The organism is Gramella sp. MAR_2010_147 (assembly GCF_900105135.1).
Classification (GTDB): domain Bacteria; phylum Bacteroidota; class Bacteroidia; order Flavobacteriales; family Flavobacteriaceae; genus Christiangramia.
On sequence record NZ_LT629741.1, the window covers coordinates 1,542,699 to 1,568,434 of the forward strand.

Sequence of the window (25,736 nt, forward strand, 5' to 3'; positions counted from 1 at the left end):
AATTTTCACACCATTTATCGATTTTATATGTATTTTTACCGATGAAAATCTAGATTGGTAGCCTATGTATAAAACTACTTTTGGACCCCGAATCCATCATGTGCTTTTAATTATACTTCTATTCTTCACTATTTCTTCTCTAAAAGGTAGTGAGGCATATGGTTTTATTATAACCGGTACAGAGGTTGATAACAGAGATTATTTCGATAAAATTAAAATAAGCAATTCTACATTTGAAGTTGCTTTCTCTCATTACCCAAAATTAAATTCTATACGTAACGAGAAAAGATCTTTATCAGAGTTAATTGATTTCAATTCTAACATAGAAATCAAACATGCTTATTCAAGTAATCTGGATTTAGAACTGAATGACAATGGAGAAATTACCCTAAACAAATCAGATCTGGATTTAAGCATTTTTGATGGCCTAGGTCTGAATATAATCTCGGAAATTATTTTTAGCCAGGAAACTTTTGATTGCTCCAACGTAGGGAATAATACGGTAACCATAACCGCATCAGATATTTTTGGAAGATCTGTTTCACTAGATTTAGATATTAGAATTAATGATAGTATGGCTCCCGTTGCGAGAGCCAAAGATATTACAGTGTTTCTGGACTCTGCTGGTCAAATTGTGATATCTCCAGAAGAAATTGACAATGGGTCCTGGGACAATTGTTCTATAGATTTATTATCTATAGATCGCTCTGCCTTTAATTTCACAAATTTAGGCTCCAATAATATTACCCTTACAGTAACCGATATTTATTCTAATTGGAGCACTGCAAATGCTACTGTTACTGTACAGGATAACGAGCCTCCTACAGTGAGAACGAAGGATATCAGTATTGAACTTGATTCTAATGGACAGGCTTCAATTCAACCACTAGATGTGGATGATGGATCTACAGATAATAGCGAAATAGACAGTTACTCCCTTGATATTTCTAATTTTGATTGTTCAGATATTGGGCAAAATACGGTGGTTTTAACAGTAACAGATATAGAGTCTAATTCTGCCTCTGCAGAAGCTCTCGTAACTGTAATAGATAATTCAGATCCAACGATTACAGCTCCCTCGGATATTCAAGCCGATACTGATTCTAGCGATTGCAATGCTTCCAGCCTTAATTTAGGAACCGCTACAACTTCTGATAATTGCAACGTTGCATCGGTAGTAAGCGATGCTCCAACAGACTTTCCTTTAGGACAAACAACGGTAACATGGACGGTAACCGATGATGCAGGGAATACAGCGACAGATACACAAATTGTAAACGTTACAGACAATACAAACCCAACAATTACCGCACCTGCAGATATTCAGACAGATACAGATTCTGTAGATTGTAATGCATCTGGCGTTACTTTGGGAACCGCTACAACTGCTGACAATTGCAACGTTGCATCGGTAGTAAACGATGCCCCAACAGATTTTCCGTTAGGACAAACAACGGTAACATGGACGATAACCGATGATGCAGGTAATACAGCGACAGATACACAAATTGTAAACGTTACAGATAATACAAACCCAACAATTACAGCACCTGCAAATATTCAGACAGATACAGATTCTGTAGATTGCAATGCATCTGGCGTTACTTTGGGAACCGCTGCAACTGCTGACAATTGCAATGTTGCATCAGTAGTAAACGATGCCCCAACAGATTTTCCTTTAGGACAGACAACGGTTACATGGACGGTAACCGATGATGCTGGAAATACAGCAACAGATACTCAAATTATAACCGTTACAGATAATACAAATCCAACAATTACAGCTCCCGTAGATGTTGAGGCAAATACAGACGCTGCAGATTGTAATGCATATGGAGTTACTTTAGGAACAGCCACGACTGCTGACAATTGCAATGTAGCATTGGTAGAAAATGATGCTCCAACAGATTTTCCGTTAGGACAGACAACGGTAACATGGACAGTTACTGATGATGCTGGAAACACTGCTACAGACACACAAATTGTAAATGTTACAGATAACGTTAAACCATTGATCACCGCCAGTGCAGATATAGATACTACAAATGACACCGGAAGTTGTGAGGCAAGTTTAAATATAACACCAGCAACTGCCACAGACAACTGTTCCACACCTGCCCCTGTTGGCACAAGATCTGATGGCTTGTCATTGAACGATCCTTATCCAACGGGAAGTACCGTAATTACCTGGAATGTAGAAGATGATAATGGAAATATTGCTGAAAGTGTTGATCAAATAGTTATTGTTGAAGATACTGAAGCACCTGTACAACCTGAAGTTGAAGATATTTTATGGGGTTGTGAATACACCGTGGAGGCTCCTATTGCAATTGATAATTGTTCTGGTGAGGTAACAGGAACAACTACAAATCCCACCACTTATTCTACTACCGGAGTTTATGAAATAACCTGGATCTTCCAGGATGAATACGGCAACACTTCTCAATTAATCCAAACTGTTGAAATTGATGAATTAACAGTTGGGTTATCCAAAACAGATGTTTTATGCAACGGATTTGAAACCGGGGAAGTAGTCGCAAATGTAACCGGAGGGGTTCAACCTTATTATTACTCATGGAAAGATGCAAATAATGCAGAAATTAGTACCGAAAGCTCCATTTCTAACCTGCCTGCAGGAAACTATTCTGTGACTGTTAAGGATTTAAATAACTGTGAGATTACAACACAAGTTGAAATTGAGCAACCGGAAACGCTGTCTATGACAGCTCCTACAAGTACTGCTACAACATGTTTCGACGGAAGCGATGGCTCGATCACAGTAGGTACAATGACTGGCGGTACTGCACCATACCTATACTCAATAGATAACACTAATTTTCAATCTGAAACAACATTTAACAATCTACCCGCTGGTGATTACACCATTTTTGTAAAGGATGCTAATAATTGTTCATTGCAAATTGAAACCACTATAACAGAACCTGAAGTTTTATCTGGAACTCTTTCTAAAACAGATGTAAAGTGCTTTGAAGGTTCTGATGGAACTATCAGTATTTCAAACGCTTCAGGGGGAACTGCGGGATTTGAATACAGTATAGATAATGGAACTACGTGGCAACTTGATCCAAATTTTACGAATTTAGCTGCAGACACGTATGATATATTAATACGTGATAATTCCCAAACTGCATGTGAAGTAAATCTAGGAAATATCACTGTTAACCAACCCGCGACAAAAATTTCTGCAACCATTACAACTACTAGAACATCTGGAGCAGGTACGGCAACGGGGAGTGCCACCGCAAATCCTACAGGAGGGACACCGGGATATACTTATAGTTGGGTAGTTAGTGGTAGCACCACAGTTATTCAAACTACTAAAACTGCTAATAACCTGGAAGCTGGTGAATACACTGTTACCGTTACAGATATAAATGGCTGTAGTATAAGTAAAGATATCACCATCATAGATACTATTGAGGCTACAATATCTGCAAGATCTATATGTGAGGGCGGAGCTGGCGATATTAGAAAATCTTATTATAAAGTTCTCGACGACACTGCTACTGGTGGTATAGGACCTTATACCTATAGTTGGGATTTTGGATCTGGTGCAAGTCCAGCAAGTGCAAACACCTCGAATGGTTCTACAGAACATAGAATTAGCTATAGCACAGGAGGGTTAAAAGAAGTTAATTTAACGGTGACCGATAGTCAAGGGGAGTCCAAATTGATTATTATCGAGCAATTTATTGGAACCTGCTTTGCAAATGACTGTGGTTCTAATGATTTACGGGTAAATGACTTTTATGTTGGCGATGCAAATGGTAACCAGATTGGATCTGCAGACTGCCTTAATGTAGGTCCAAAATACTTATATCTTTCATTAGATGAAGGGCCTGATAGATATAGTTTATATATTGAATTGGCTTTTGTAAAGGAAAATAGATTTTTAAACAGTTCACCCCAGGGAATTACAGAAGTTGGAACTTTCTATTGTAATGAGACTATTCCAGATCAAGCCAGGCTTTTCGAGTTAGAAAATTGGGTTTGCGGAGATGAAATAACTATTGATAGTGTGTATCTCACATTTCAAAATAATAAAAATAAAAAATGTGGAACCAGTAATAAACCCAAGTGTTTCGGTAGTGACGATAGCAACGAAGTAACAACACCGCTCTTCGCTGTTGCTACTCCTAATGAAATTCTTTGTAATGGAACCAACACGGGTGTTATTGAAATTGAAGTCTCAGGAGGTGCATTCCCATATGATTATAGTATTACTAGCAGCACAGCCGGTTTTCAATCTGAAAGAAGATTTCAAGATTTACCTGCAGGTGATTATATCGCGTGGGTAAGAGACTCTCAGGGAGAAGTTTTTCAAACGGATCAAGTAACTATTGTGGCTCCCACAAATCCAATCGAGGTCACACCTTCGATTTCCGAAGAGATTGAATGTTTTGGTGATACTGGTGAAGCCACCGTATCGGCTACAGGAGGAACACCTTTTGAATCTGGTCCTGCGTATCAATACCTATGGAATGATCCTAATGAGCAAACCACTAGTACTGCTGTTGATCTTGCTCCAGGAGAATACACCGTTACTGTAATAGACGCTAACGGTTGTCAGGAAATTGAATCTATAACTCTAGTGGATGCTCCGGAACTTTCTGTTCCAATTGCAGGTGAACCTCAGGAATTAGGTTGTGGAATACTTAGCACAACATTAAACGCCAATACTCCAGAATCTGGAATCGGAAAATGGACAATCGACACCTCAGTTTCTCCAACAGGTGGTCAATTTACAGATGACACTAATCCTAAAACTACCTTTACAGGAAATCAGGGAATCTATACTTTAATCTGGACAATTGCCAATGAAGATGGGTCCTGTGCCAGGTTTGATACGGTAGAAATAAGTATCGTAGGAGAATGTTCAAAATTAGATTTTGACGGGGTAGATGATCATATAACTTTTAATGATTCTTACGGATTAACATCAGGAAGTTTTAGTTTGGAAATATGGATTAAACCAGAGTCTACCTCAGGAGTACAAACTGTGATTAGTAAAAAAGATAAAACTTCCAGTTCTGCAGGTTATGAATTAATTATCAATAATGGTTCTCCAAGTTTTAAATGGAATGGTAAAACTCTTAGTACAGGAAACAAAATTGGAACAGATAGATGGTACCATATTGCGGTAATATATAATGGTACTGCCAGATTATATGTTGATGGAATTGATGTTGGAAATGCCTCTGGCTCCAATCCAACAACCACTACCGCACCATTCTTATTAGGAGCTCTTTACGATTCTACAAGCCCGAACAGCCCAAAAAATTTCTATTCAGGCTGGATGGAAGAATTTCGAGTATGGAATGTTGCCCTTACAAAGGAGCAACTTCAGTTTATGATGAACCAAAAATTAACTCAAAATGGAACGCTTACCAAAGGGCAGGTACTTCCTATGAACGTTCCTGGTAATCTCCCATGGGCAAATTTGAAGGGATATTACAGGTTAGATCCTTTAGAAACATTGAATGGATTAACCTTAGATATTTCTTCTTCACCAGTGAATGGTGAAATGAGAAACATAATAACAGATCAAAAGCTATCAGCGCCACTTCCATATATTTCAGAAGCAACAGGAAGCTGGAGAGAAAGATCCACCTGGGATACTAACATTGGGAATGAGCAGGAGAAATGGTGGGATGTCCCCAATGGAATTGGAGTTAATGGTGATAGAATTAACTGGAATATTGTTGAAACTTCACACAATATCAATTCATCTGCCCAGGATATTTATGTTTTAGGATTGCTATCTAAAACACAGGAACTAAAAATCGATGGAAACGTTGATAATCAGACTGGCCAGGGACTTACTGTTACAAAATATCTCAAATTAGATGGAACAATAAACCTGGAAGGAAATTCTCAATTAGTTCAGACTACAGGAAGTATTTTAGATGAAGCCAGTACAGGTTATATTGATATAGATCAACAAGGTACTGCCAATAGCTTCAATTATAATTATTGGACATCGCCAGTTTCATTAATCAGTTCTGCAAATAATTCTGGTTATACTATCGACAGTGTTTTAATGGATGGCACCAATCCAGACGAGCCCCAGAGTTTAAGCTTTAGCTATCAATTTCACTGGGCTGATGGTAATTATTCTGGAAATAAAAGAATAAGTTCTTACTGGCTTTATACTTTTAAAGGGACAGCAAATGACTATAGCGAATGGCATCAGTTTGGAGAATCGGAAGCACTAGAAGCAGGTATTGGTTTTAGCATGAAAGGAACTACCGGCTATGTTCCTGTAAGCAACCGCCAAAACTATACTTTTCGTGGAAAACCGAACAATGGAGATATTAAGGTTTCCATTGGTGCCTCTGATCAAAATTTACTCACAGGGAATCCTTATCCATCGGCCATTGATGCTCTGGAGTTTATTGGAGATAACCTTGGTGGCTTTAATGGAAGTTTATATTTCTGGGATCACTTTGGCGCCGTAAACTCTCACTATTTAGAGGAATATGTTGGAGGATATGCAGTATACAATTTATCAGGAGGAATTGCTTCAGCATCATCTGTAGATTCCCGTATCAATCCTACCGGGGAGAAAAGTGCAAAAGCGCCACCAGGAAGATATATTCCTGTAGGACAGGCATTTTTTATAAGTTCCACTGGAGTTTCTTCTCCAAAAGAGATTACGTATAAGAACAAATACAGAGCATTTGTTCCAGAATCAACCGATGATTCTCAATTCCATAGCCAGGAAAAAGTAAATCCTAAAAAAGAACAGGAACAATATAAAAAAGATAGTAGATATAAAATCAGGCTGAAATTTGAGTCACCAAAAGGATATCACAGGCAGATCTTAGTAACAGCAGATGTGAATAGCTCCAGCGGTTTTGATCTTGGTTACGACGCTCCTCTTTTCGAAAATAATGTAGAGGATATGTATTGGATGATTGAAGAAACTGAATTTGTAATTCAGGCGGTTCCAGATTTTAATCTGAACCAGGTATTACCAATCGGGTTAAAAATATCAGAAGCTGGTGAGTATACTATTAAACTGGATAGTTTAGAGAATATTAAATCCGAATTCAATATTTATTTGAAGGATAAACTGAATGATGCTTATTTTGATCTGGTAAAAGACAATTACACGACAACAGCGGAAGAGGTTGGATCGTTTAATGAACGTTTTGAGATTGTATTTCAAAAACCAGTCACTGAAGAACCGATAAAGGAAAACCCTGATCTAATAGACTCACCGATTCTGGATCTAAGTTACTTAAGGGATACCGACGAAATTGCGGTTCTAAATCCAGATTTAATGAATGTTGATTTTGTTGAATTATACAGCATTTCAGGACAGTTAATAAAAACCTTCAAGGAAGTACCTACTGAAAGAGCTATTTTACTAAGTATAAACCAGAAATTAAGTTCAGCCGTCTATATTGTTAGAATATATTCCGGTGAGAATACATATTCAAGAAAAGTAATTATCACGAAATAGATTAACCCCTATATTTCATAGGCAGGTAAACTACTTTTTTGGTTTCAAAAAATTCTTCCTCAAAATAATTGGAAAGCTCAAAGATTTTTGCTGTGCGATAATCTTTGAGTTCTTCAGTTAATTCACCACCCTTTAAATAGAGAATTCCATTTTTTAACTCATGGTTACTCTCTTTGGCAATTTTACCTTTAACCCATCTCACGAAAGATGGCATCACAGCCACAGCCCTGCTAACGATGAAATCATAATTTCCATTTAGCTCTTCTACTCTTTGATTAAAAGATGTGACATTTTTCAAACCAAGTCCTTCAGCAACTTCATCTACCACCTTGATTTTCTTTCCAATAGAATCTACTAAATGAAATATGCTATCAGGGTACATAATAGCCAGAGGAATTCCGGGAAATCCACCTCCCGTTCCAACATCAAGAATTTTAGAATTAGGTTTAAACCTCTGAACCTTCGTAATTCCCAATGAATGCAGGACATGCCGAAGATAAAGCTCATCGATATCTTTTCTGGAAACGACGTTGATCTTTAAATTCCAATCTTTATATAAGTTCTCTAATTTTTCAAATTTTGAGATCTGATCTTCAGTTAATTCAGGAAAATATTTTCTAAGTAGTTCCAAGGTCTTTTATTTTCTGCAAAAGTAGTTATTTTTTATTGCTATTTTTTTTCAAAATCAGATTGGTGGAAATTTTAAAATTTTAACTTTGAAACTATTCTTAGTTTACCTGAGAATCACGCGCAAAAGAAACAGTTGCATTAAGAATTAAAATTTAAAATCATGCAAGAAAAATTATCAGATCGCATTAACTCAATGGCAACCTCCCAAACTCTCGCAATGGCTGCGAAGGCGCGTGAATTAAAAGCTGAAGGAAAAGACATTATTGGTCTAAGCCTTGGGGAACCCGATTTTAATACACCAGATTTCATTAAAGAAGCAGCCATACAGGCTATTAATGAAAATTACAACTCCTACACACCCGTAGATGGTTATGTAGAATTAAAGGATGCGATTATTAATAAATTTAAGAGAGACAATGATCTGGAGTATGATAGATCACAAATTGTAGTTTCCACAGGAGCCAAGCAATCTCTGGCGAATGTTGCTATGGTTGTACTTAATCCTGGAGATGAAGTGCTACTCCCATGCCCTTACTGGGTAAGTTATGCTGAAATTGTAAAGCTGGCTGAAGGTGTTCCCGTTGAGGTTCCTACCAGTGTAGAAACAGATTTCAAAATTACTCCAGAGCAACTAGAAGCTGCAATTACACCTAAAACAAAAATGATCTGGTATAGTTCCCCTTGCAACCCAAGCGGAATGGTGTATAGCAAAGAAGAACTTAGAGCGCTTGCAGATGTTCTTAAAAAATATCCAGATATTATTGTGGTAAGCGACGAAATTTACGAACATATAAATTTTGTTGGAGATCACGCATCTATGGCCGGTTTTGAAGATATGTATAACAGAACCGTAACGGTAAATGGAGTTTCAAAAGCCTTTGCCATGACCGGCTGGAGAATTGGGTATATTGGTGCTCCTTCTTATATTGCCAGGGCCTGTAATAAAATGCAGGGGCAAATAACCAGTGGAGCTAATTGTATTGCTCAACGTGCCGTAATTACAGCTTTGGATGCACCGGTAAGTAAGATTAGTCACATGATCGATACTTTCAAAAATCGAAGAAAATTAATTATAGATCTTTTGAATAATATTGATGGTTTTGTCACTACTGAACCTGAAGGTGCGTTTTATGTTTTCCCTAATGTATCATCTTTCTTCGGAAAAACTATTAAAGGACATGAAATAAAGAATGCTACACATTTCAGTCTTTTTATACTAGAGGAAGCAAATGTAGCCACGGTCACCGGAGATGCTTTTGGCAACCCCGATTGTATAAGGATTTCTTATGCAGCAAGTGAAGATCAAATTACCGAAGCCCTATCCAGAATCAAAAAAGCTTTATCATAAAAGTATAATATAGAATATATTTAAGCAAAGAAACCGGCCACTGAGCCGGTTTCTTTGCTTTTTTAGAAAATATGTAATATTGAAGATAAGCTCCATGGAGCTTAAAAAATAAACTATCTATTTCTCCAGAAAAAAGGAGTCAGGATGATTAATACGGTAAATAATTCAAGTCTACCAATTAACATCAAAAATGCAGTCCACCATTTTCCGAAATCGGGCAACATATCAAAATTATTAACAGGGCTCAATCCGCCAAATGCCGGACCAATATTCCCCAGAGAAGAAGCTGCTCCACCAATGGCCGTTTCAAAATCGAGACCCAAAGACGCTAGTACAACTGCACCTATAATAAACGAGAGCATATATAGGATAAAGAATCCAAGAATATTGAAAACGATCTCTTTACTAATAGATTTTCCATTAAATCTAACCGGTAAAATCGCATTGGGATGTAAAGTTCTTTTGAATTCAATAATCCCGTTTTTAATCATAATAATATGGCGCATTACCTTCACACCACCTGCTGTTGATCCTGCAGAACCACCAAGAAAGAAAAGTCCGAAATATAATATGGTAAGAAATGGTGTCCACATGGTATAATCGGCTGAGACAAATCCTGTAGTTGTAATCACAGTTAGAACCTGAAATAGTGAATGCCTGAATGCACTTTCTCCTTCTCCCCAAACCATAGGATGGTCTATAGATGAGATACTAACATCTGCCTGAAAATAAACGATCAATGCTGAAATTGCTGTAAAACCAAAAATAAAAAATATATACCACTTAAATTCATCATCATGAAGAACCTTACTTATTCTTCCTTTAAAGGAGAAATAACTCAAAACAAAGTTACTTCCTGCCAGAAGCATAAATAAAATGATGATATATTGTATTAAAGGATTATCATTCCAAAATGCTAAACTGGCATTTTTAGTAGAAAAACCTCCAGTGGAGAGAGTACTGAACGCATGATTTATAGCATCAAAAAAAGTCATTCCTGCAGCCCACAATAAAATTGTTTCCGCCAGGGTATAAGACACATAGATCAACCAAAGTCGCTTGGCTGTATCTGTGATCCGCGGTTTTAATTTATCTGCACTGGGGCCGGGAGACTCTGCCGTAAACAACTGCATTCCTCCTATTCCCAATAACGGAAGAATAGCAATTGCTAATACTATAATCCCCATTCCCCCTATCCAATGAGTTAGACTCCTCCAGAATAGAATTCCCTTCGGAATAGCTTCTATATCGTTTAAAATGGAGGCGCCGGTAGTAGTATACCCGGACATTGTTTCAAAAAAAGCATTTGTAAAACCTGGAATAGCCTCACTAATGAGATAAGGAAGTGACCCGCTTAAGGCCATAAAGATCCAACCAAATGTTACAATTATATACCCTTCCCTAATTTTCACCTCTTTACTATGCCCTCTGGTTGTGAACATTAATAAAGTACCAATAAAGAGAGTTACTAGTGCCGCTGTGGAAATTTCAAGGGTTACTCCATCCTGATAAAACCAGCTAACCAAAGTTGCCAGAAGCATAAAGCCGCCATTACATAGCAGCAGCAATCCCATGACATGAAGAATTATTTTATAATTCAGTTTGGGCATTATAAGAATAGTTTTTCAACTTTATTGATAGATCTGGGAAGACAACATACAACGATCCTGTCACCGGGTTTAATTAGAAAATCACCCAGGGCAATAAGACCTTCTCCATCTCTAATAATACCTCCTATGATGGCTGATCTTGGAAAATCAAGATCTTTTATCTTTTTATCACTAACCTGTGATTTTGGTTTCACTATAAACTCCAGTAACTCGGCATTCATATTGTTCAATTTGGTCATTGCTACAACCTCTCCTTTCCTAACAAATCGAAAAATATTATTTGCAGCTAAAAGCTTTTTATTAATTAGAGTGTCTATCCCAATGGAATGGCTTAGTTGAAAATAATCCATATTTTCAACAAGAGAGATTGTCTTTTTAACGCTTTTAGATTTCGCTACCAGACAGGACATTATATTAGTTTCAGAATTTCCCGTTACCGCAATGAAAGCGTCCATATCATGAATATTCTCTTCTTCAAGCAGCTCGACATTTCTTCCATCTCCATTAATAATTAATGTATTGGGGAGTTCATCTGCAAGTTCATATGCCTTATCTCTATCCTTCTCAACCAGTTTAACTTTAAAATTATTCCGGCATAAATCCTGAGCTGTTTTTCTACCAATTTTACTACCTCCAAGAACCATCACATTCTTAATATCCTGCTTAATTTTTCCTGTAAGTTTGTAAAGCTCTTCTACACCATTCTTCAGCGTAACAAAATAGACCTGATCACCATCTTTAAACTGAGTATCACCCCTTGGAATTAGGGTATATTGAGTGCCAAATCTCTGAATAGCAATTGGAACAAAATTTAATTCAGGAAAAATCTTAGCCGCTTCTTTGACAGTCTTCCCCACAAAAGTAGCGGTCCGGGATAAACTAACGCCAATCATCGTCAACGCTCCTTCCTCAAATTCATAGCTATCATTAAAAGCAGATTGATTCAGCAGTAATTCAATCTCTCGAGATGCCAAAGCCTCAGGAGAAATCAATTCATCTATACCGAATCTTGTAAACCCTAATTCTCCCTGATTTTCAAGATATTCAGTATTTGAAATTCTCGCAATAGTCCTTTTAGCTCCAAGTTGTTTAGCCAGTACGCAAACAGTAATATTGGTAGCCTCGCTAGAAGTTACACTTATTACCATATCTGTATGTTTTACCTGGGCTTCTTTAAGAATTCTAATGGAACTCGCATCACCTTTAACCGTTCTAATATCCAAATGAGTATCTGCATAAGCAAGATTATCTCTATTGGGGTCAATTAGCGTGATATCCTGAGATTCAAAGGAAAGTAATTTAGCTAAATGAAATCCTACTTCACCTGCGCCGGCGATAATTATTTTCATATAACAGCTTCAAATTGTGCTGGCAAAGTTAAGCTATTTTAAAGAAACGAAAAATCAGATCTTAAAGATAAAATTTTATTGATTAGCAAGGTATTTTAAGCATATGGGTTATCTTTGACCCAAATTTTTTCTATGAGTAAAAAGGTTACGCCTTACAAGGATTCCAAACTCACAAAAAAGAAGCAGGTAGAGCAAATGTTTGATAACATATCAGGCAATTATGATGGGCTGAACCGTGTGATCTCTTTAGGAACGGATGTGAAATGGAGAAAAAAAGTAGTTGCTACTATAGCGGCTACAAACCCGGAGAGTATTCTAGATATTGCAACTGGCACAGGTGACCTTGCTATACAAATGGTAAACACAGGAGCTAAACGCATTGTGGGTTTAGATCTCTCTCAAGGCATGCTAGATGTGGGTCGTAAGAAGATCTCGGAAAAAGGACTCGATTCCCAAATCGAGATGATCCAGGGAGATTCAGAAAACCTTCCTTTTGAAAAAAATTCTTTTGATGCTATTACCGTCGCCTTTGGAGTCAGAAATTTCGAAAATCTTGAAAAAGGTCTTGAAGAAATTCATAGAGTTTTGAAACCCGGGGGTATTTTCGTAGTATTGGAAACTTCGGTACCAACAAAATTTCCCTACAAACAAGGTTATCGTTTATATTCTAATCTAATACTACCTGTTATCGGAAAAATATTTTCAAAAGACAAGGATGCATATTCCTACCTTAGTGAAAGTGCAGCTAATTTTCCTTATGGCGATGCTTTCAACAATATTTTACTAAAAGTTGGGTTTATAGATGTAGAAGATTTGCCTCAAACATTTGGCGTTTCAACAATATACATTGCTTCAAAGTAATACCATGAAAAAATTAATTGCGATAATTCTTATTGCTCTATTTTATAATACCTCCCAAGCTCAAATATTCTCCGGAGAACGCGTACTAAATCAGCAAAATTTTGATCAACAACGCTGGTCCTGGGGTTATTTTCTAGGTTTAAACAGTTATGACTTTAATTTTGACTACGAAAATTACAATCCTAGTCCCGTTACTGGACAAGATTTTGTTGTTGAGAAAAGAATTGGGTTTAATGTGGGTCTAATTGGAAATTTAAAACTGAACAACAATATTGATTTAAGAATTGAACCTGGTGTTAATTTTAACACCCGAGGCTTTCAAGCATTAAGAGCTGATGCAAACACTTACAGAGAAATTAGCTCCACTTACGTTCATATTCCTTTACTGGTTAAATTCAATGCCAACAGGCTCAATAATTTTAGACCTTTTGTAGTTGGGGGGGTATCCACTTCGATTAACTTAAGTAGTAATGAAAATAATCCGGATGATAATAGCGCAGGACAGTTTCGTATGACTACCAATTCCTATTATTACGAAATAGGCTTCGGAATTGACCTGTACTTATACTATTTTAAATTATCACCATCAATTCGCGGTGTATTTGCTATAAATGATGAACTTATTAGAGATGAAGATCCAAATAGTTTATACACGGGTAATGTAGACAAAATGTCTTCAAGAGCTATATTTATAAACTTTACTTTTCAATAGCGGAATTTCTTCTGAATTCACTTAAAATTATTGAGGTTGCAGTGGCCACATTCAGGCTTTCGGTCTCACGTATGTTACCGAATTGAGGAATTGTTATCTTTTTTGAAATTAAATTTTGAATTTCTTGAGAAATACCGTTTGCCTCATTACCCATAACCAAAAAAGCCTCTTCAGGCAATTTTGCTGAATATATATTCTCTCCATCCAGCATAGTCCCAAAAACTGGCATATGGCTGTTTTTTTTCAGAAAAGGCAATAAGTCATTGTAAGAAATGCTCACCCTAGTTAAAGAGCCCATACTAGCCTGTACAACTTTTGGATTAAAACAATCTACTGTATCTGGAGAACAAATAAGGTTTTCAATACCAAACCAATCACACAACCTTATGATCGTTCCTAAATTCCCAGGATCCCTAATCCCATCCAACACCAGAGTTAAACCTTTTGACTGGTTTTCTTCATTTCTCGGAATTTCAAAAACAGCCAGTGCATTTTGAGGAGTCTTTAGAAAACTTATTTTCTTTAAATCCTTTTGATCTATTTTATTTAAAAATCTGTCAGCAACTTCAAACTGTTCTTCAGTGAAATAGAGTGATACTAGTTTAAAATCAGAATCTAAAAATTCCTTCACTCCTTTCAAACCTTCCACCACAAAGAGTTTATGCTTATTTCTAAACTTTTTTTGAGAAAGACTTTTTATTAACTTAATCTGGCTTTTGCTAAGCATTAAAAAAATGTATTTTTGAGCCACTAAACGTCTATGTTTGAAACGGCTTTTCGCAAAAATATTATTATTTTTTTTAACTTCTGTCCTAATAATTAGCTGCAATGCCGTCAAAAGACTGGATGCCGATCAAAATCTGCTGGTAAAAAATGAAATTTTCAGCGATGGTGAAGAGGTAAAAGACTCCAGGATATACAGTCAACTCTATCAAGAACCAAATACAAGAATTCTCAACTTTCCATTAAGTCTTCATGTTTATAATCTTGCAAGACCAAATATTGATAGTATTCTTTCAGAAAAATTTTTAGAGAATGAGAAAAAGCGAAGAAAACTAATTAACCTTCTCTCTAAAAAGCAATTTGACCGATACTTACGCTCGAAAGTAGAGTTCAATCAGTGGTTAAAAAGAACTGGAGAAGCTCCAGTGATTGTTAGTAAGGAAGCTACCCAAAAATCTGAAAACCGGTTAAAGTCATGGTATTGGAATAACGGATGGTTCAATGTTGAATTAGAAAGTAAGATCATTCCTCTTGAAAATAAAGAAAAACGAGCAAGAATAGAATACTACGTAAATCCCAACAAAGCTTATATAATAGATTCAATAAATACTGATATTACTTCTAAAGCTTTAGACTCCCTATATGAAATGCATAAGACAGAAAGCGAAATAATACCGGGTTTACAGTATAACACGCTTGACTTTAATGATGAAAGGGATCGACTTTCTCAGTTATTCAGAAATAACGGTGTCTACAATTTTGATCAGGAATATATAAGTTTTGATGCCGACACAGTAGATACTAATCATAAGGTAAATACTACCCTTATCATTAAGAATCAGAGAAATAATATTGGTGATAGCGTTTCCAGGGTTCCATTTAAAATCCACAAGATTAGTAAGGTTAATATTTTCACAGATTATTCGTATTCAATAAGAAATGAAGTAATATCAGACAGCGCGAACTATGAGGGTTACTCACTTTACAGCTTTGACGAAATGCGTTATAAACCGGAAGCTATAGGTGATGCAGTTTTTATAAAGCCTGGAAATATTTATAAGGACACTGATAGAACCAGAACTTATAACAGATTGAATGCCCTTAGAGTTTTTAAATATCCAGACATTCAATACACCCTAGATCCTGAAGACAGCACGGCAACAGACCTGGTAACCAATATTTTTCTCACGCCATTGCCAAAATATTCATTGGGTTTTGATTTTGATGTTTCGCAAAGTAACATTCAGGAGTTTGGAATTGGATTCGGGGGTTCGTTTCTAATTCGAAATATTTTTGGAGGGCTTGAAAATTTAGAGTTTTCAGGCAGGGGAAGTATTGCTTCTTCTACAGATGCCGCAGGAAGCAACAACGATAACCGATTTTTTGATATTACAGAGGTAGGTGCGGATATGAAATTAAGTTTACCAAGAATATTTCTGCCTGTTAATACGGAAAAAATCATTCCGAAATACATGTCTCCTTTCACTAATATGAGTCTTGGATTTAGTACCCAGCGAAATATTGGATTAGATAAACAAACTTTTTCTGGCATTTTAAATTACGCCTGGAAACCCTCTAAAAAGCTTTCAAATAGCTTTGATCTTTTAAATATTCAATATGTTAGAAACTTAAATACTGAAAATTACTTTAATGTATACCGCAATTCTTTTGATGAATTAAATAATATTGCCCAGTCCAGTAATTTTGAATTTAATAACCCATCTACAGATCCCACCCTTGAGATTCCTAATGAGGCAGATGAATTTATCAATTATGTAGTTTCTGATGATTTTCCTAATACAGGATTAACTGAAGAAGATTTCTTCAATGTGCTGGATATTTCTGAACGCAAAATAAGACTTACCGAGAACAACCTGATATTTGCTTCAGCATTTACCTATTTATGGAATACAAGGGAGAGCCTTTACGATAAAGAATTTTCTCGTTTCCGTTTTAAAATTGAAACTGCGGGTAACGTACTTTCAGCATTATCTGGCGTGCTTAATTATGAGAAAAATGATCAGGGAAACAACAAAGTTGTTGGAGTTGCCTATTCTCAGTACGTTAAGACTGAAATTGATTTTATCAAGCATTGGGATTTAGGTAAAGACCGTGTATTCGCGACAAGAGCGTTTGGAGGTATCGCGATTCCTTACGGGAATTCAAATAACATTCCTATTACAAAAACTTTTTTTGCCGGTGGACCAAATGATAATAGGGCATGGCAGGCTTATGATCTTGGTCCAGGTAGTAGCGGAAGCATACTGGAATTCAATGAAGCCAATCTAAAACTTGCTTTTAACGGGGAATATCGATTTGGATTAATTGAAGATTTTAAAGGCGCTTTATTTGTAGATGTTGGAAATATCTGGAATGTTTTAGATTCAAATACTGCAGAAGAATTTGTTTTTGAAGGTTTACAGGATTTAAAAGAACTTGCTGTAGGGAGCGGATTTGGTCTGAGATATGACTTTAATTTTTTCGTATTAAGGTTTGATGTTGGCTTTAAAACACACGATCCCGCGAAACCCGAGGGAGAACGATGGTTCCAGGAGTACAATTTTAATCATGCGGTTTACAACGTAGGTATTAATTATCCTTTTTAAGCCAGTTTATTTTCTTATTTTTGTAAGCCTAATCAATAAAAAGTTATGAGTCACAATATTAAACCAGGCGTAGCCACAGGAAAAGAGGTTCAGGAAATTTTTAATTATGCAAAAAAGAAAGGTTTTGCTTTACCAGCGGTAAATGTAATTGGCTCGAGCAGTATTAATGCTGTACTCGAGACAGCAGCTGAATTAAACTCTCCGGTCATCATTCAATTTTCTAATGGCGGAGCTCAGTTTAATGCTGGAAAAGGACTTTCAAATGACAAGGAAAAGGCTGCGATTGCCGGAGGTGTTGCCGGAGCTAAACATGTTCATGAGATGGCGAAGGTCTACGGAGCTACGGTAATTATGCATACAGATCACTGTGCAAAAAAATTACTCCCATGGATTGATGGATTGCTTGATGCAAGTGAAAAGCATTACGAGCAATTTGGAAAGCCATTATACAGCTCCCATATGATCGATCTTTCAGAAGAATCATTGGAAGAAAATATGGAGATCTGTAAGAAATATTTGAAGAGAATGTCCAAAATGGGAATGACTCTTGAAATTGAACTAGGAATTACGGGTGGTGAAGAAGATGGTGTTGACAATACCGATGTAGATTCTTCAAAATTATATACACAGCCAGAAGAAGTGGCCTACGCTTATGAAGAATTAAGTAAGGTAAGTGATCAATTTACTATTGCTGCAGCATTTGGAAACGTTCACGGTGTTTACAAACCTGGAAACGTTAAGTTAACTCCGAAAATCCTGAAGAATTCCCAGGAATACATTACCAAGAAATACAATGTTGAAGAAAACCATATTGACTTTGTTTTTCATGGCGGAAGTGGATCTACTGTTGAAGAAATTCGTGAAGGAATTAGTTACGGTGTAATTAAAATGAATATAGACACCGATCTTCAATATGCATTTCTGGAAGGCATTAGAGATTACATGGGTGACAAGAAAGACTATCTTGCTACTCAAATTGGAAATCCTGATGGTGAGGATGTTCCTAATAAGAAATATTATGATCCTCGTAAATGGCTTCGTGAAGGAGAGCTTACATTCAAAACTCGTCTTAAGAAAGCATTTGAGGACTTAAACAATGTTAATACATTATAAAACAAACTAACAGCCTTTTTATTAAGAGGCTGTTTTTTATTGCCATAAAATTGAGAATCGGCAGTTAAAAATTGAACGAAATGGCTTGGTTTAAAAGAACACAAAAAGGAATCCAGACACCTACAGAACATAAAAAAGATGTCCCTAAAGGCTTATGGTATAAATCCCCTACAGGAAAGATTGTTGATGCTGAACAATTAGAAAGTAATTTTTATGTAAGTCCGGAGGATGGATACCATGTAAGAATTGGAAGCAATGAATATTTCAAGATCCTTTTTGATGACAACAAATACAAGGAGCTTGACAAAGGCATGACCTCAAAAGATCCTCTGGATTTTGAGGACACTAAGAAATATACTGATAGATTAAAAGCTGCCCAGGAAAAAACAGGTTTGAAAGATGCTGTTCGTTGTGCCGTAGGTAAATCTAAAGGTAAAGATTTAGTAATCGCCTGCATGGATTTTAAATTTGTTGGCGGAAGTATGGGATCTGTTGTTGGCGAAAAAATTGCCCGTGCTGCAGATTATGCACTCAAAAACAAGCTTCCATTCATGATCATCTCTAAATCTGGAGGAGCAAGAATGCAGGAAGCAGCGCTTTCTTTGATGCAGCTTGCTAAAACCTCAGTAAAACTAGCTCAGCTGGCAGATGCTAAAATACCGTACATTTCTTTAGCTACAGATCCAACTACAGGTGGAACAACCGCATCTTTTGCTATGTTGGGAGATATCAACATCTCTGAACCAGGAGCTTTGATTGGTTTCGCAGGCCCTCGTGTTGTAAAAGACACTACAGGAAAAGATCTCCCAAAAGATTTTCAAACCTCAGAATTCTTAAAAGAAAAAGGCTTTTTAGATTTCATCACGAAGCGATCTGAATTGAAGGACAAAATAAACCTTTACCTCGATCTTATTCAAAATCAACCGGTAAGAGCTTAGAAGCACTTAAATAAAAATTTAGGTTTAGATAGGTAATTTTTAAATTAATAGTATCTTTGCCGCCTGACAGAAAAACTGTCCATACATAAAAATCATTTAAATAATATTGGAATGTATTTAGCAAAAGAGAAAAAAGAAGAGATCTTCGCAAAGCACGGTAAAGGAAAGAACGATACCGGGTCTGCTGAAGGACAGATCGCATTGTTCACTCACAGAATTGCTCACCTATCAGAACACCTGAAAACAAATCGTAAAGATTATAACACAGAACGTTCTCTTGTAAGATTGGTTGGTAAAAGGAGAAGTCTGCTAGACTACTTGATGAAAAAAGATATCATGAGGTATCGTGCCATTGTGAAGGAACTAGGATTAAGAAAATAATTTTCAGGGGGCTTTGTGCCCCCTTTTTTTATATATTAGATTGGCCTGGTTAAAATTCAGGTTTTAAAAAAATTGTCGCCCAGAGGGGTAGTTTTTCATTGGTCTACAACAACTACACACAACACAACCCGGCCGTCCGGATGGCGGAGACCTTTGTTTAACAAAATGATCTGGTTGAAGTTATTCAGATCAAGAATTCAAAAATTATTATGATTCCAAAAACATTTAAAGAGGTTATCGATTTAGGAGATGGTAGAACCATTTCTCTCGAAACCGGAAAACTGGCAAAACAGGCTCACGGGTCGGTTGTTGTTCAAATGGGTAACGCCATGTTACTTTGTACGGTAGTATCTTCATACAAGCCTACAACAATGGATTTCTTTCCATTAACATTAGATTACCGTGAAAAATTTGCTGCGGCAGGTCTTTTCCCTGGAGGTTACTTCAAAAGAGAAGCAAGACCAAGTAGCGAAGAAATTCTGGTAATGCGATTAGTAGACCGCGTATTGCGTCCACTATTCCCAAAAGATTATAAGTTCGAAACTCAGGTAATGATCCAGCTAATGTCGCATGATGACGATGTTATGCCAGATGCATTAGCAGGTTTAGCCGCATCAGCCGCTATTCAGTTATCTGATATTCCTTTTGAAACTCCTATTTCTGAAGCTAGAGTAGCCAGAATTAATGGAGAATTTGTACTAAACCCAAGCAGAGAGAAACTTGCTGAAGCAGACATGGATATCATGGTTGGAGCTTCTGCAGATTCTGTAATGATGGTTGAAGGACAATTTGACGAATGTTCTGAAGAAGAAATGGCTGAAGCAATTAAATTTGCTCATGAAGCTATTAAAGTTCAGTGTGAAGCTCAGGTAAAACTTGCTGAAGCTTTCGGAAAAAAAGAAACCCGCGAGTATGAAGTAGCAGCAACTGATGAGGCTATCGAGAAGAAAATTCTTGATGCCACTTACCAAAAATCATATGATATCGCAAAAAGCGGTACCAGCAAAAAAGAAAGAAGTGCAGCTTTTTCTGAATTAAAAGAGGAAGTAAAGGCTATGTTCTCGGAAGAGGAATTGGAAGAAAAAGGAAAGATGATTTCCGGATACTTCAACGATGCGCAGAAAAAGGCTGTTCGTGATCTAACACTTAAAGAAGGAATTAGACTTGATGGTAGAAAGACAGATGAAATCAGACCTATCTGGTGTGAGGTAGATTACCTTCCTTCAACTCATGGATCGGCCATCTTTACTCGTGGAGAAACTCAGGCATTAGCAACAGTGACTTTGGGTACTTCAAGAGAAGCGAACCAGGTAGATCTTCCAACGCAACAGGGTGAAGAAACTTTTTACTTACATTATAACTTCCCTCCTTTCTCAACCGGAGAAGCTTACCCAATTAGAGGTACTTCAAGAAGAGAGATCGGGCATGGTAACCTTGCTCAAAGAGCACTTAAGGGAATGATCCCTGCAGATTGTCCTTATACAGTACGTGTAGTATCTGAAGTTCTGGAATCTAACGGTTCTTCTTCTATGGCTACAGTTTGTGCAGGAACAATGTCCCTTATGGATGCAGGTGTTAAGCTTAAAAAGCCAGTTTCTGGTATTGCTATGGGATTAATTTCTGAAGGTGACGACTACGCAGTACTTTCTGATATTCTTGGAGACGAAGATCACCTAGGTGATATGGACTTTAAAGTAACAGGAACCGAAGATGGTATCACTGCCTGCCAGATGGACATCAAGGTTAAAGGACTTTCTTACGAGATCCTTGTGGCTGCATTAAAACAAGCACGTGAAGGCAGACTTCATATTCTTGAAAAACTTACTGAAACAATTCCTACCTCAAATGAGAATGTAAAAGCTCATTCTCCTAAGATCATCACCAGAAGAATTCCTAACGAATTTATTGGTGCCTTAATTGGACCTGGAGGAAAAGTTATTCAGGAACTTCAAAAAGAAACCAAAACTGAGATCGTGATCAATGAAGATCCTGTTACAGAAGAGGGTATTGTTGAAATTCTTGGAACTCAGCAGGAAGGAATTGATAAAGTTCTTGCGAAGATAGACTCGATTACATTTAAGCCTGAAAAAGGAAGCGTATACGAAGTGAAGGTGATCAAGATCCTTGATTTTGGTGCTGTAGTAGAATATCTGGATGCTCCAGGTAACGAAGTTTTACTTCACATTTCTGAACTTGCATGGGAACGTACCAACGATGTAAACGACGTTCTTAACATGGGAGATAAACTGGACGTAAAATACTTTGGTTTGGATCCTAAAACCAGAAAAGATAAGGTTTCTAGAAAAGCTTTAATGCCAAAACCTGAAGGTTATAAGGAGAGAGCTCCAAGAAACGATAATCGCGACAGTCGTGGTTCCCGTGATAATCGCGGTGGCAGAGATAATCGTAACCGTGATAATCGTCGTGACGATAGAAAACCAAGAGAAGATAAAGAGTAATTTTCTCCTGAATAAATTTGAAAAGCCCGACTTGTTCGGGCTTTTTTATTTTTATTTATTTCCTGAAATTTTGAATACTTCTTTACGACTATCTTTAAAAATTTGATTTTTATTAAATCTGTTTTTTTGCGTTAGGGATTGCAGCGGAAAGCCTACAGCGACTATAAGGAGCGAAGACTTGAAGCGTAAAGCCCGGCGCGAAGCGCAACGCCCAAATAAAATAAAAATTAATTTTTGTAACATTAAGAGTACTTCTTACGTATAACTATGTACAAGAGCTATGCACAATTAAAATCCAAGTAGAAGATAGATGAGACAACTGAAGATTACGAAGCAGGTTACCAATCGTGAAACCGCTTCGTTAGACAAGTATTTGCAAGAAATTGGAAAAGTAGACCTGATCACCGCTGATGAAGAGGTAGAATTGGCACAAAGAATTAAAGCGGGTGATAACCGTGCATTAGAGAAACTTACTAAAGCGAACCTTCGTTTTGTGGTTTCTGTAGCAAAACAGTATCAAAATCAGGGATTAACCCTTCCTGACCTTATTAATGAAGGAAATTTAGGGCTTATTAAAGCTGCGAAACGTTTCGACGAAACCCGTGGTTTTAAATTTATATCCTATGCTGTATGGTGGATTCGTCAAAGTATCCTACAGGCATTGGCAGAACAGTCAAGAATTGTTCGTTTACCATTGAACAAAATTGGTTCAATAAATAAGATTAATAAGACTTTTGCCTTTTTAGAGCAGTCACATGAGCGTCCGCCAAGTGCTGAAGAAATTGCGAAAGAACTTGACATGACTATTAATGACGTTAAGGAATCTATGAAGAATTCCGGGCGTCACGTATCTATGGATGCTCCATTGGTAGAAGGAGAAGATTCAAACCTTTACGATGTACTTCGTTCTGGTGAATCACCTAATCCAGATAAGGAGTTATTGCACGAATCTCTAAGAACTGAGATTGAGCGTGCATTAGAAACTCTTACTCCGCGTGAAGCTGATGTGATCAGACTTTACTTTGGACTGGGAGATCAACATCCAATGACATTGGAAGAAATTGGCGAGACTTTTGATCTTACAAGAGAAAGAGTACGCCAAATTAAAGAAAAAGCCATTAGAAGATTAAAGCATACGTCTAGAAGTAAAATTTTAAAAACGTATCTTGGCTAGGATATTTAAAGCAACAACAGTTTAGTGATGGGAGTGATGACCCATTATGAAAATAACTGTTCGTTTTTTGATTGATGAAGACCCCGGAGTGATGACCGGGGTTTTTTCTTTTTATTCGTGAACAAAAATTGACATTTTAACATCAAGTTCTTTATTTTTATACAAAACCCTAAATATTTTTAGACGAAACAACTTATCTGTTTATGAGATACGCGATCAGCTATGTGAGTACAGCAATAAGAAATCTGAATGACCAAGAAATAAAAAATATATTGGCCTCTTCTGAAAAGAGTAACAATGAAAATAATATTACCGGACTTTTATTATTTTCTGAAGGCAATTTTTTCCAGATTATTGAAGGTAGAAAAGAGGATATTAACGAGTTGTACAAAAAAAATCGAGAAAGATTCCAGGCACCACAATATCATCAAGCTTTTCCAGAAGCGCATTCATAAGGAAGCATTTGATGGTTATAAATCTGATTTTATTTCAGAGGACACCAGGTATAATAGCGCTAGACTCAATAACTACGAAAAATATATTGAAGTGCTGGATGAACCACTACAAAGAGCTGTTTCGAACATTTTAAAAGCATTTATCATATAGGAGTAAAACCATCTTTTTCTTCCTATTTTTACACCAAACACAACAAAATAAAATGAGCAACAAACTTATTGCGCCTTCTGTATTAGCATCAGACTTCGGAAATCTTCAACGTGATGTAGAAATGATCAATAAAAGTGAAGCCGACTGGTTTCACATAGATATCATGGATGGGGTATTTGTTCCAAATATATCTTTTGGAATGCCGGTTCTTAAAGCAATTTCTAAACATGCTAAAAAAACCATCGATGTTCACTTGATGATCGTTGATCCAGATAGATATATTAAAGAATTTGCTGAATTGGGAGCTAACATCCTTACTGTTCATTATGAAGCATGCACACATTTACATAGAACCCTGCAGGCTATAAAAGCTGAAGGTATGAAAGCCGGCGTCGCTATAAATCCGCATACAAATGTAGATTTACTGAAAGATGTAATCAAAGACATCGACTTAGTTTGTGTAATGAGTGTTAATCCTGGTTTTGGAGGTCAGAGTTTTATTGAAAATACCTTTAATAAAGTGCAACGCCTGAAAGAAATTATTACTATGAACAATGCCAGCACCCTTATTGAAATTGATGGTGGTGTAACCGATCAAAACGCAGCTCAACTTGCGAAAGCAGGTGCAGATGTACTGGTAGCCGGAAGCTTTGTTTTTAAAGCTGAAGACCAGCCTCAAACCATTAAAAACCTAAAAGAAATTGCAAATTCCTGAAAATAAGTATCAAGTTGTAATTATTGGTGGCGGCCCTATTGGTATTGCCTGTGCCCTGGAAGCTAAAAAGAAGGGAATATCCTATATTATCCTGGAGAAAGGATGCCTGGTAAATTCGCTTTACCACTACCCTACCAATATGACATTCTTTTCCACTTCTGAAAAGCTGGAACTCGACAACATACCTTTTATCAGCAATAATCCCAAACCTACTAAAAGAGAGGCACTGGAATACTACAGAAGAATTGCAACTTCTAATAAGATCAACATCCATTTATTTGAAAAAGTTACCTCGGTAAAAACTAAAGCTGATCATACACATATTGTCCAGACTACTAAGGGAGAATATATAACTGAGAATGTAGTAGTTGCTACCGGTTTTTACGATATTCCCAATAATCTAGGTATTCCAGGAGAAAAGCTTCCGAAGGTTTCTCATTATTATAATGATCCGCATTATTATTCCACCCAGAAGACTGTGGTGGTTGGCGCAAGTAATTCAGCTGTAGATGCTGCCTTAGAAATTTATAGAAAAGGTGGTGATGTAACTATGATAGTGAGAAATCCCGAAATTGGGGAACGAGTAAAATATTGGGTACGACCAGATATTATAAACCGAATTAAAGAGGGTAGCATAAAAGCCTATTTTAATGCCTCACTGAAGGAAATTAGAGAGAATGAGGTGGTATTACAAACTGCAGAAGATGAGGAAATACTTGAAAATGATTTTGTACTCTTAATGACAGGCTATCGTCCTAACTTTGGTTTTCTTCAGGATATTGGAATTAAGCTTTCTAACGATGGTAGAAAAATTCCAGAATATAATGAAGATACTATGGAGACCAATATTGCAGGTATTTTTCTGGCTGGTGTTATTTGTGGTGGAGTAGAAACCCATAAATGGTTTATAGAAAATTCAAGAGTACATGCCAAAATGATCATGCAGCAGCTCGATAAAAGGCAGAAAACAATAGTGAATAATTAGCAAAAAAAAAGCAATTTTAAAAATTTAAAATTGCTTT

The 25,736-nt window shown here is 36.8% G+C and carries 17 protein-coding genes; 13 read left to right on the forward strand and 4 right to left on the reverse strand.

The features are described from left to right. Positions 1-64 precede the first annotated feature (64 nt). Positions 65-7,489, forward strand: a complete 7,425-nt coding sequence (locus BLT95_RS07025; protein ID WP_089665402.1) for a LamG-like jellyroll fold domain-containing protein — start codon at positions 65-67, stop codon at positions 7,487-7,489. Between the two features lies 1 nt (position 7,490). Here the strand turns inward: BLT95_RS07025 and rsmG are convergent, their stop codons facing one another. Continuing rightward, positions 7,491-8,120, reverse strand: coding sequence for a 16S rRNA (guanine(527)-N(7))-methyltransferase RsmG (gene rsmG, locus BLT95_RS07030; RefSeq protein ID WP_089665403.1), 630 nt, complete (start codon positions 8,118-8,120; stop codon positions 7,491-7,493). Positions 8,121-8,279: 159 nt separating this feature from the next. On the opposite strand from rsmG, the gene BLT95_RS07035 reads away from it, so the two are divergent. Then, positions 8,280-9,467, forward strand: coding sequence for a pyridoxal phosphate-dependent aminotransferase (locus BLT95_RS07035; protein WP_089665404.1), 1,188 nt, complete (start codon positions 8,280-8,282; stop codon positions 9,465-9,467). Between the two features lie 113 nt (positions 9,468-9,580). Here BLT95_RS07035 and BLT95_RS07040 read toward each other — a convergent pair whose 3' ends face one another. Together BLT95_RS07040 and trkA are read right to left on the reverse strand one after the other, a co-directional pair. Beyond that, entirely contained in the window at positions 9,581-11,077 is a 1,497-nt protein-coding gene (locus tag BLT95_RS07040; RefSeq protein ID WP_089665405.1) for a potassium transporter TrkG, read from the reverse strand. Continuing rightward, positions 11,077-12,426 (reverse strand): Trk system potassium transporter TrkA, encoded by a 1,350-nt coding sequence (gene trkA, locus BLT95_RS07045; protein ID WP_089665406.1) that lies wholly within the window; start codon positions 12,424-12,426, stop codon positions 11,077-11,079. Before trkA ends, BLT95_RS07040 begins: the two co-directional genes overlap by 1 nt. Before the next feature lie 132 nt (positions 12,427-12,558). Here trkA and ubiE point away from each other — a divergent pair, with 132 nt between their 5' ends. Further along, positions 12,559-13,287, forward strand: a complete 729-nt coding sequence (gene ubiE / locus BLT95_RS07050; RefSeq protein WP_089665407.1) for a bifunctional demethylmenaquinone methyltransferase/2-methoxy-6-polyprenyl-1,4-benzoquinol methylase UbiE — start codon at positions 12,559-12,561, stop codon at positions 13,285-13,287. Positions 13,288-13,291: 4 nt separating this feature from the next. Further along, positions 13,292-13,999, forward strand: a complete 708-nt coding sequence (locus BLT95_RS07055; RefSeq protein ID WP_089666868.1) for a porin family protein — start codon at positions 13,292-13,294, stop codon at positions 13,997-13,999. On the opposite strand, the gene BLT95_RS07060 is transcribed toward BLT95_RS07055, so the two are convergent. Next, entirely contained in the window at positions 13,986-14,726 is a 741-nt protein-coding gene (locus BLT95_RS07060) for an RNA methyltransferase (protein WP_089666869.1), read from the reverse strand. The genes BLT95_RS07055 and BLT95_RS07060 overlap by 14 nt on opposite strands. A gap of 37 nt (positions 14,727-14,763) precedes the next feature. On the opposite strand from BLT95_RS07060, the gene BLT95_RS07065 reads away from it, so the two are divergent. The 9 genes from BLT95_RS07065 (at position 14,764) to BLT95_RS07105 (ending at position 25,699) form a co-directional block, all read left to right on the forward strand. Next, positions 14,764-17,328 (forward strand): BamA/TamA family outer membrane protein, encoded by a 2,565-nt coding sequence (locus tag BLT95_RS07065; protein ID WP_089665408.1) that lies wholly within the window; start codon positions 14,764-14,766, stop codon positions 17,326-17,328. A 45-nt stretch (positions 17,329-17,373) separates the two neighbouring features. Then, a complete protein-coding gene (fbaA, locus tag BLT95_RS07070; protein WP_089665409.1) occupies positions 17,374-18,441 on the forward strand; it encodes a class II fructose-bisphosphate aldolase in 1,068 nt (355 codons plus the stop codon). A gap of 80 nt (positions 18,442-18,521) precedes the next feature. Continuing rightward, positions 18,522-19,379 (forward strand): acetyl-CoA carboxylase, carboxyltransferase subunit beta, encoded by an 858-nt coding sequence (gene accD, locus BLT95_RS07075; protein WP_089665410.1) that lies wholly within the window; start codon positions 18,522-18,524, stop codon positions 19,377-19,379. A 111-nt stretch (positions 19,380-19,490) separates the two neighbouring features. Next, entirely contained in the window at positions 19,491-19,760 is a 270-nt protein-coding gene (gene rpsO, locus BLT95_RS07080) for a 30S ribosomal protein S15 (protein ID WP_089665411.1), read from the forward strand. Positions 19,761-19,969: 209 nt separating this feature from the next. Then, the gene (locus BLT95_RS07085; protein WP_089665412.1) at positions 19,970-22,219 is read left to right on the forward strand and encodes a polyribonucleotide nucleotidyltransferase; all 2,250 of its coding nucleotides are present in this window, start codon (positions 19,970-19,972) and stop codon (positions 22,217-22,219) included. A gap of 310 nt (positions 22,220-22,529) precedes the next feature. Next, entirely contained in the window at positions 22,530-23,393 is an 864-nt protein-coding gene (locus tag BLT95_RS07090; protein WP_072552879.1) for a sigma-70 family RNA polymerase sigma factor, read from the forward strand. A gap of 203 nt (positions 23,394-23,596) precedes the next feature. Continuing rightward, the gene (locus tag BLT95_RS14470) at positions 23,597-23,848 is read left to right on the forward strand and encodes a BLUF domain-containing protein (protein WP_231896427.1); all 252 of its coding nucleotides are present in this window, start codon (positions 23,597-23,599) and stop codon (positions 23,846-23,848) included. Positions 23,849-24,051: 203 nt separating this feature from the next. Beyond that, the gene (gene rpe, locus BLT95_RS07100) at positions 24,052-24,714 is read left to right on the forward strand and encodes a ribulose-phosphate 3-epimerase (protein WP_089665413.1); all 663 of its coding nucleotides are present in this window, start codon (positions 24,052-24,054) and stop codon (positions 24,712-24,714) included. After that, positions 24,701-25,699, forward strand: coding sequence for a YpdA family putative bacillithiol disulfide reductase (locus BLT95_RS07105; RefSeq protein ID WP_089665414.1), 999 nt, complete (start codon positions 24,701-24,703; stop codon positions 25,697-25,699). The genes rpe and BLT95_RS07105 overlap by 14 nt, the downstream gene beginning before the upstream one ends. Positions 25,700-25,736: the final 37 nt, after the last annotated feature.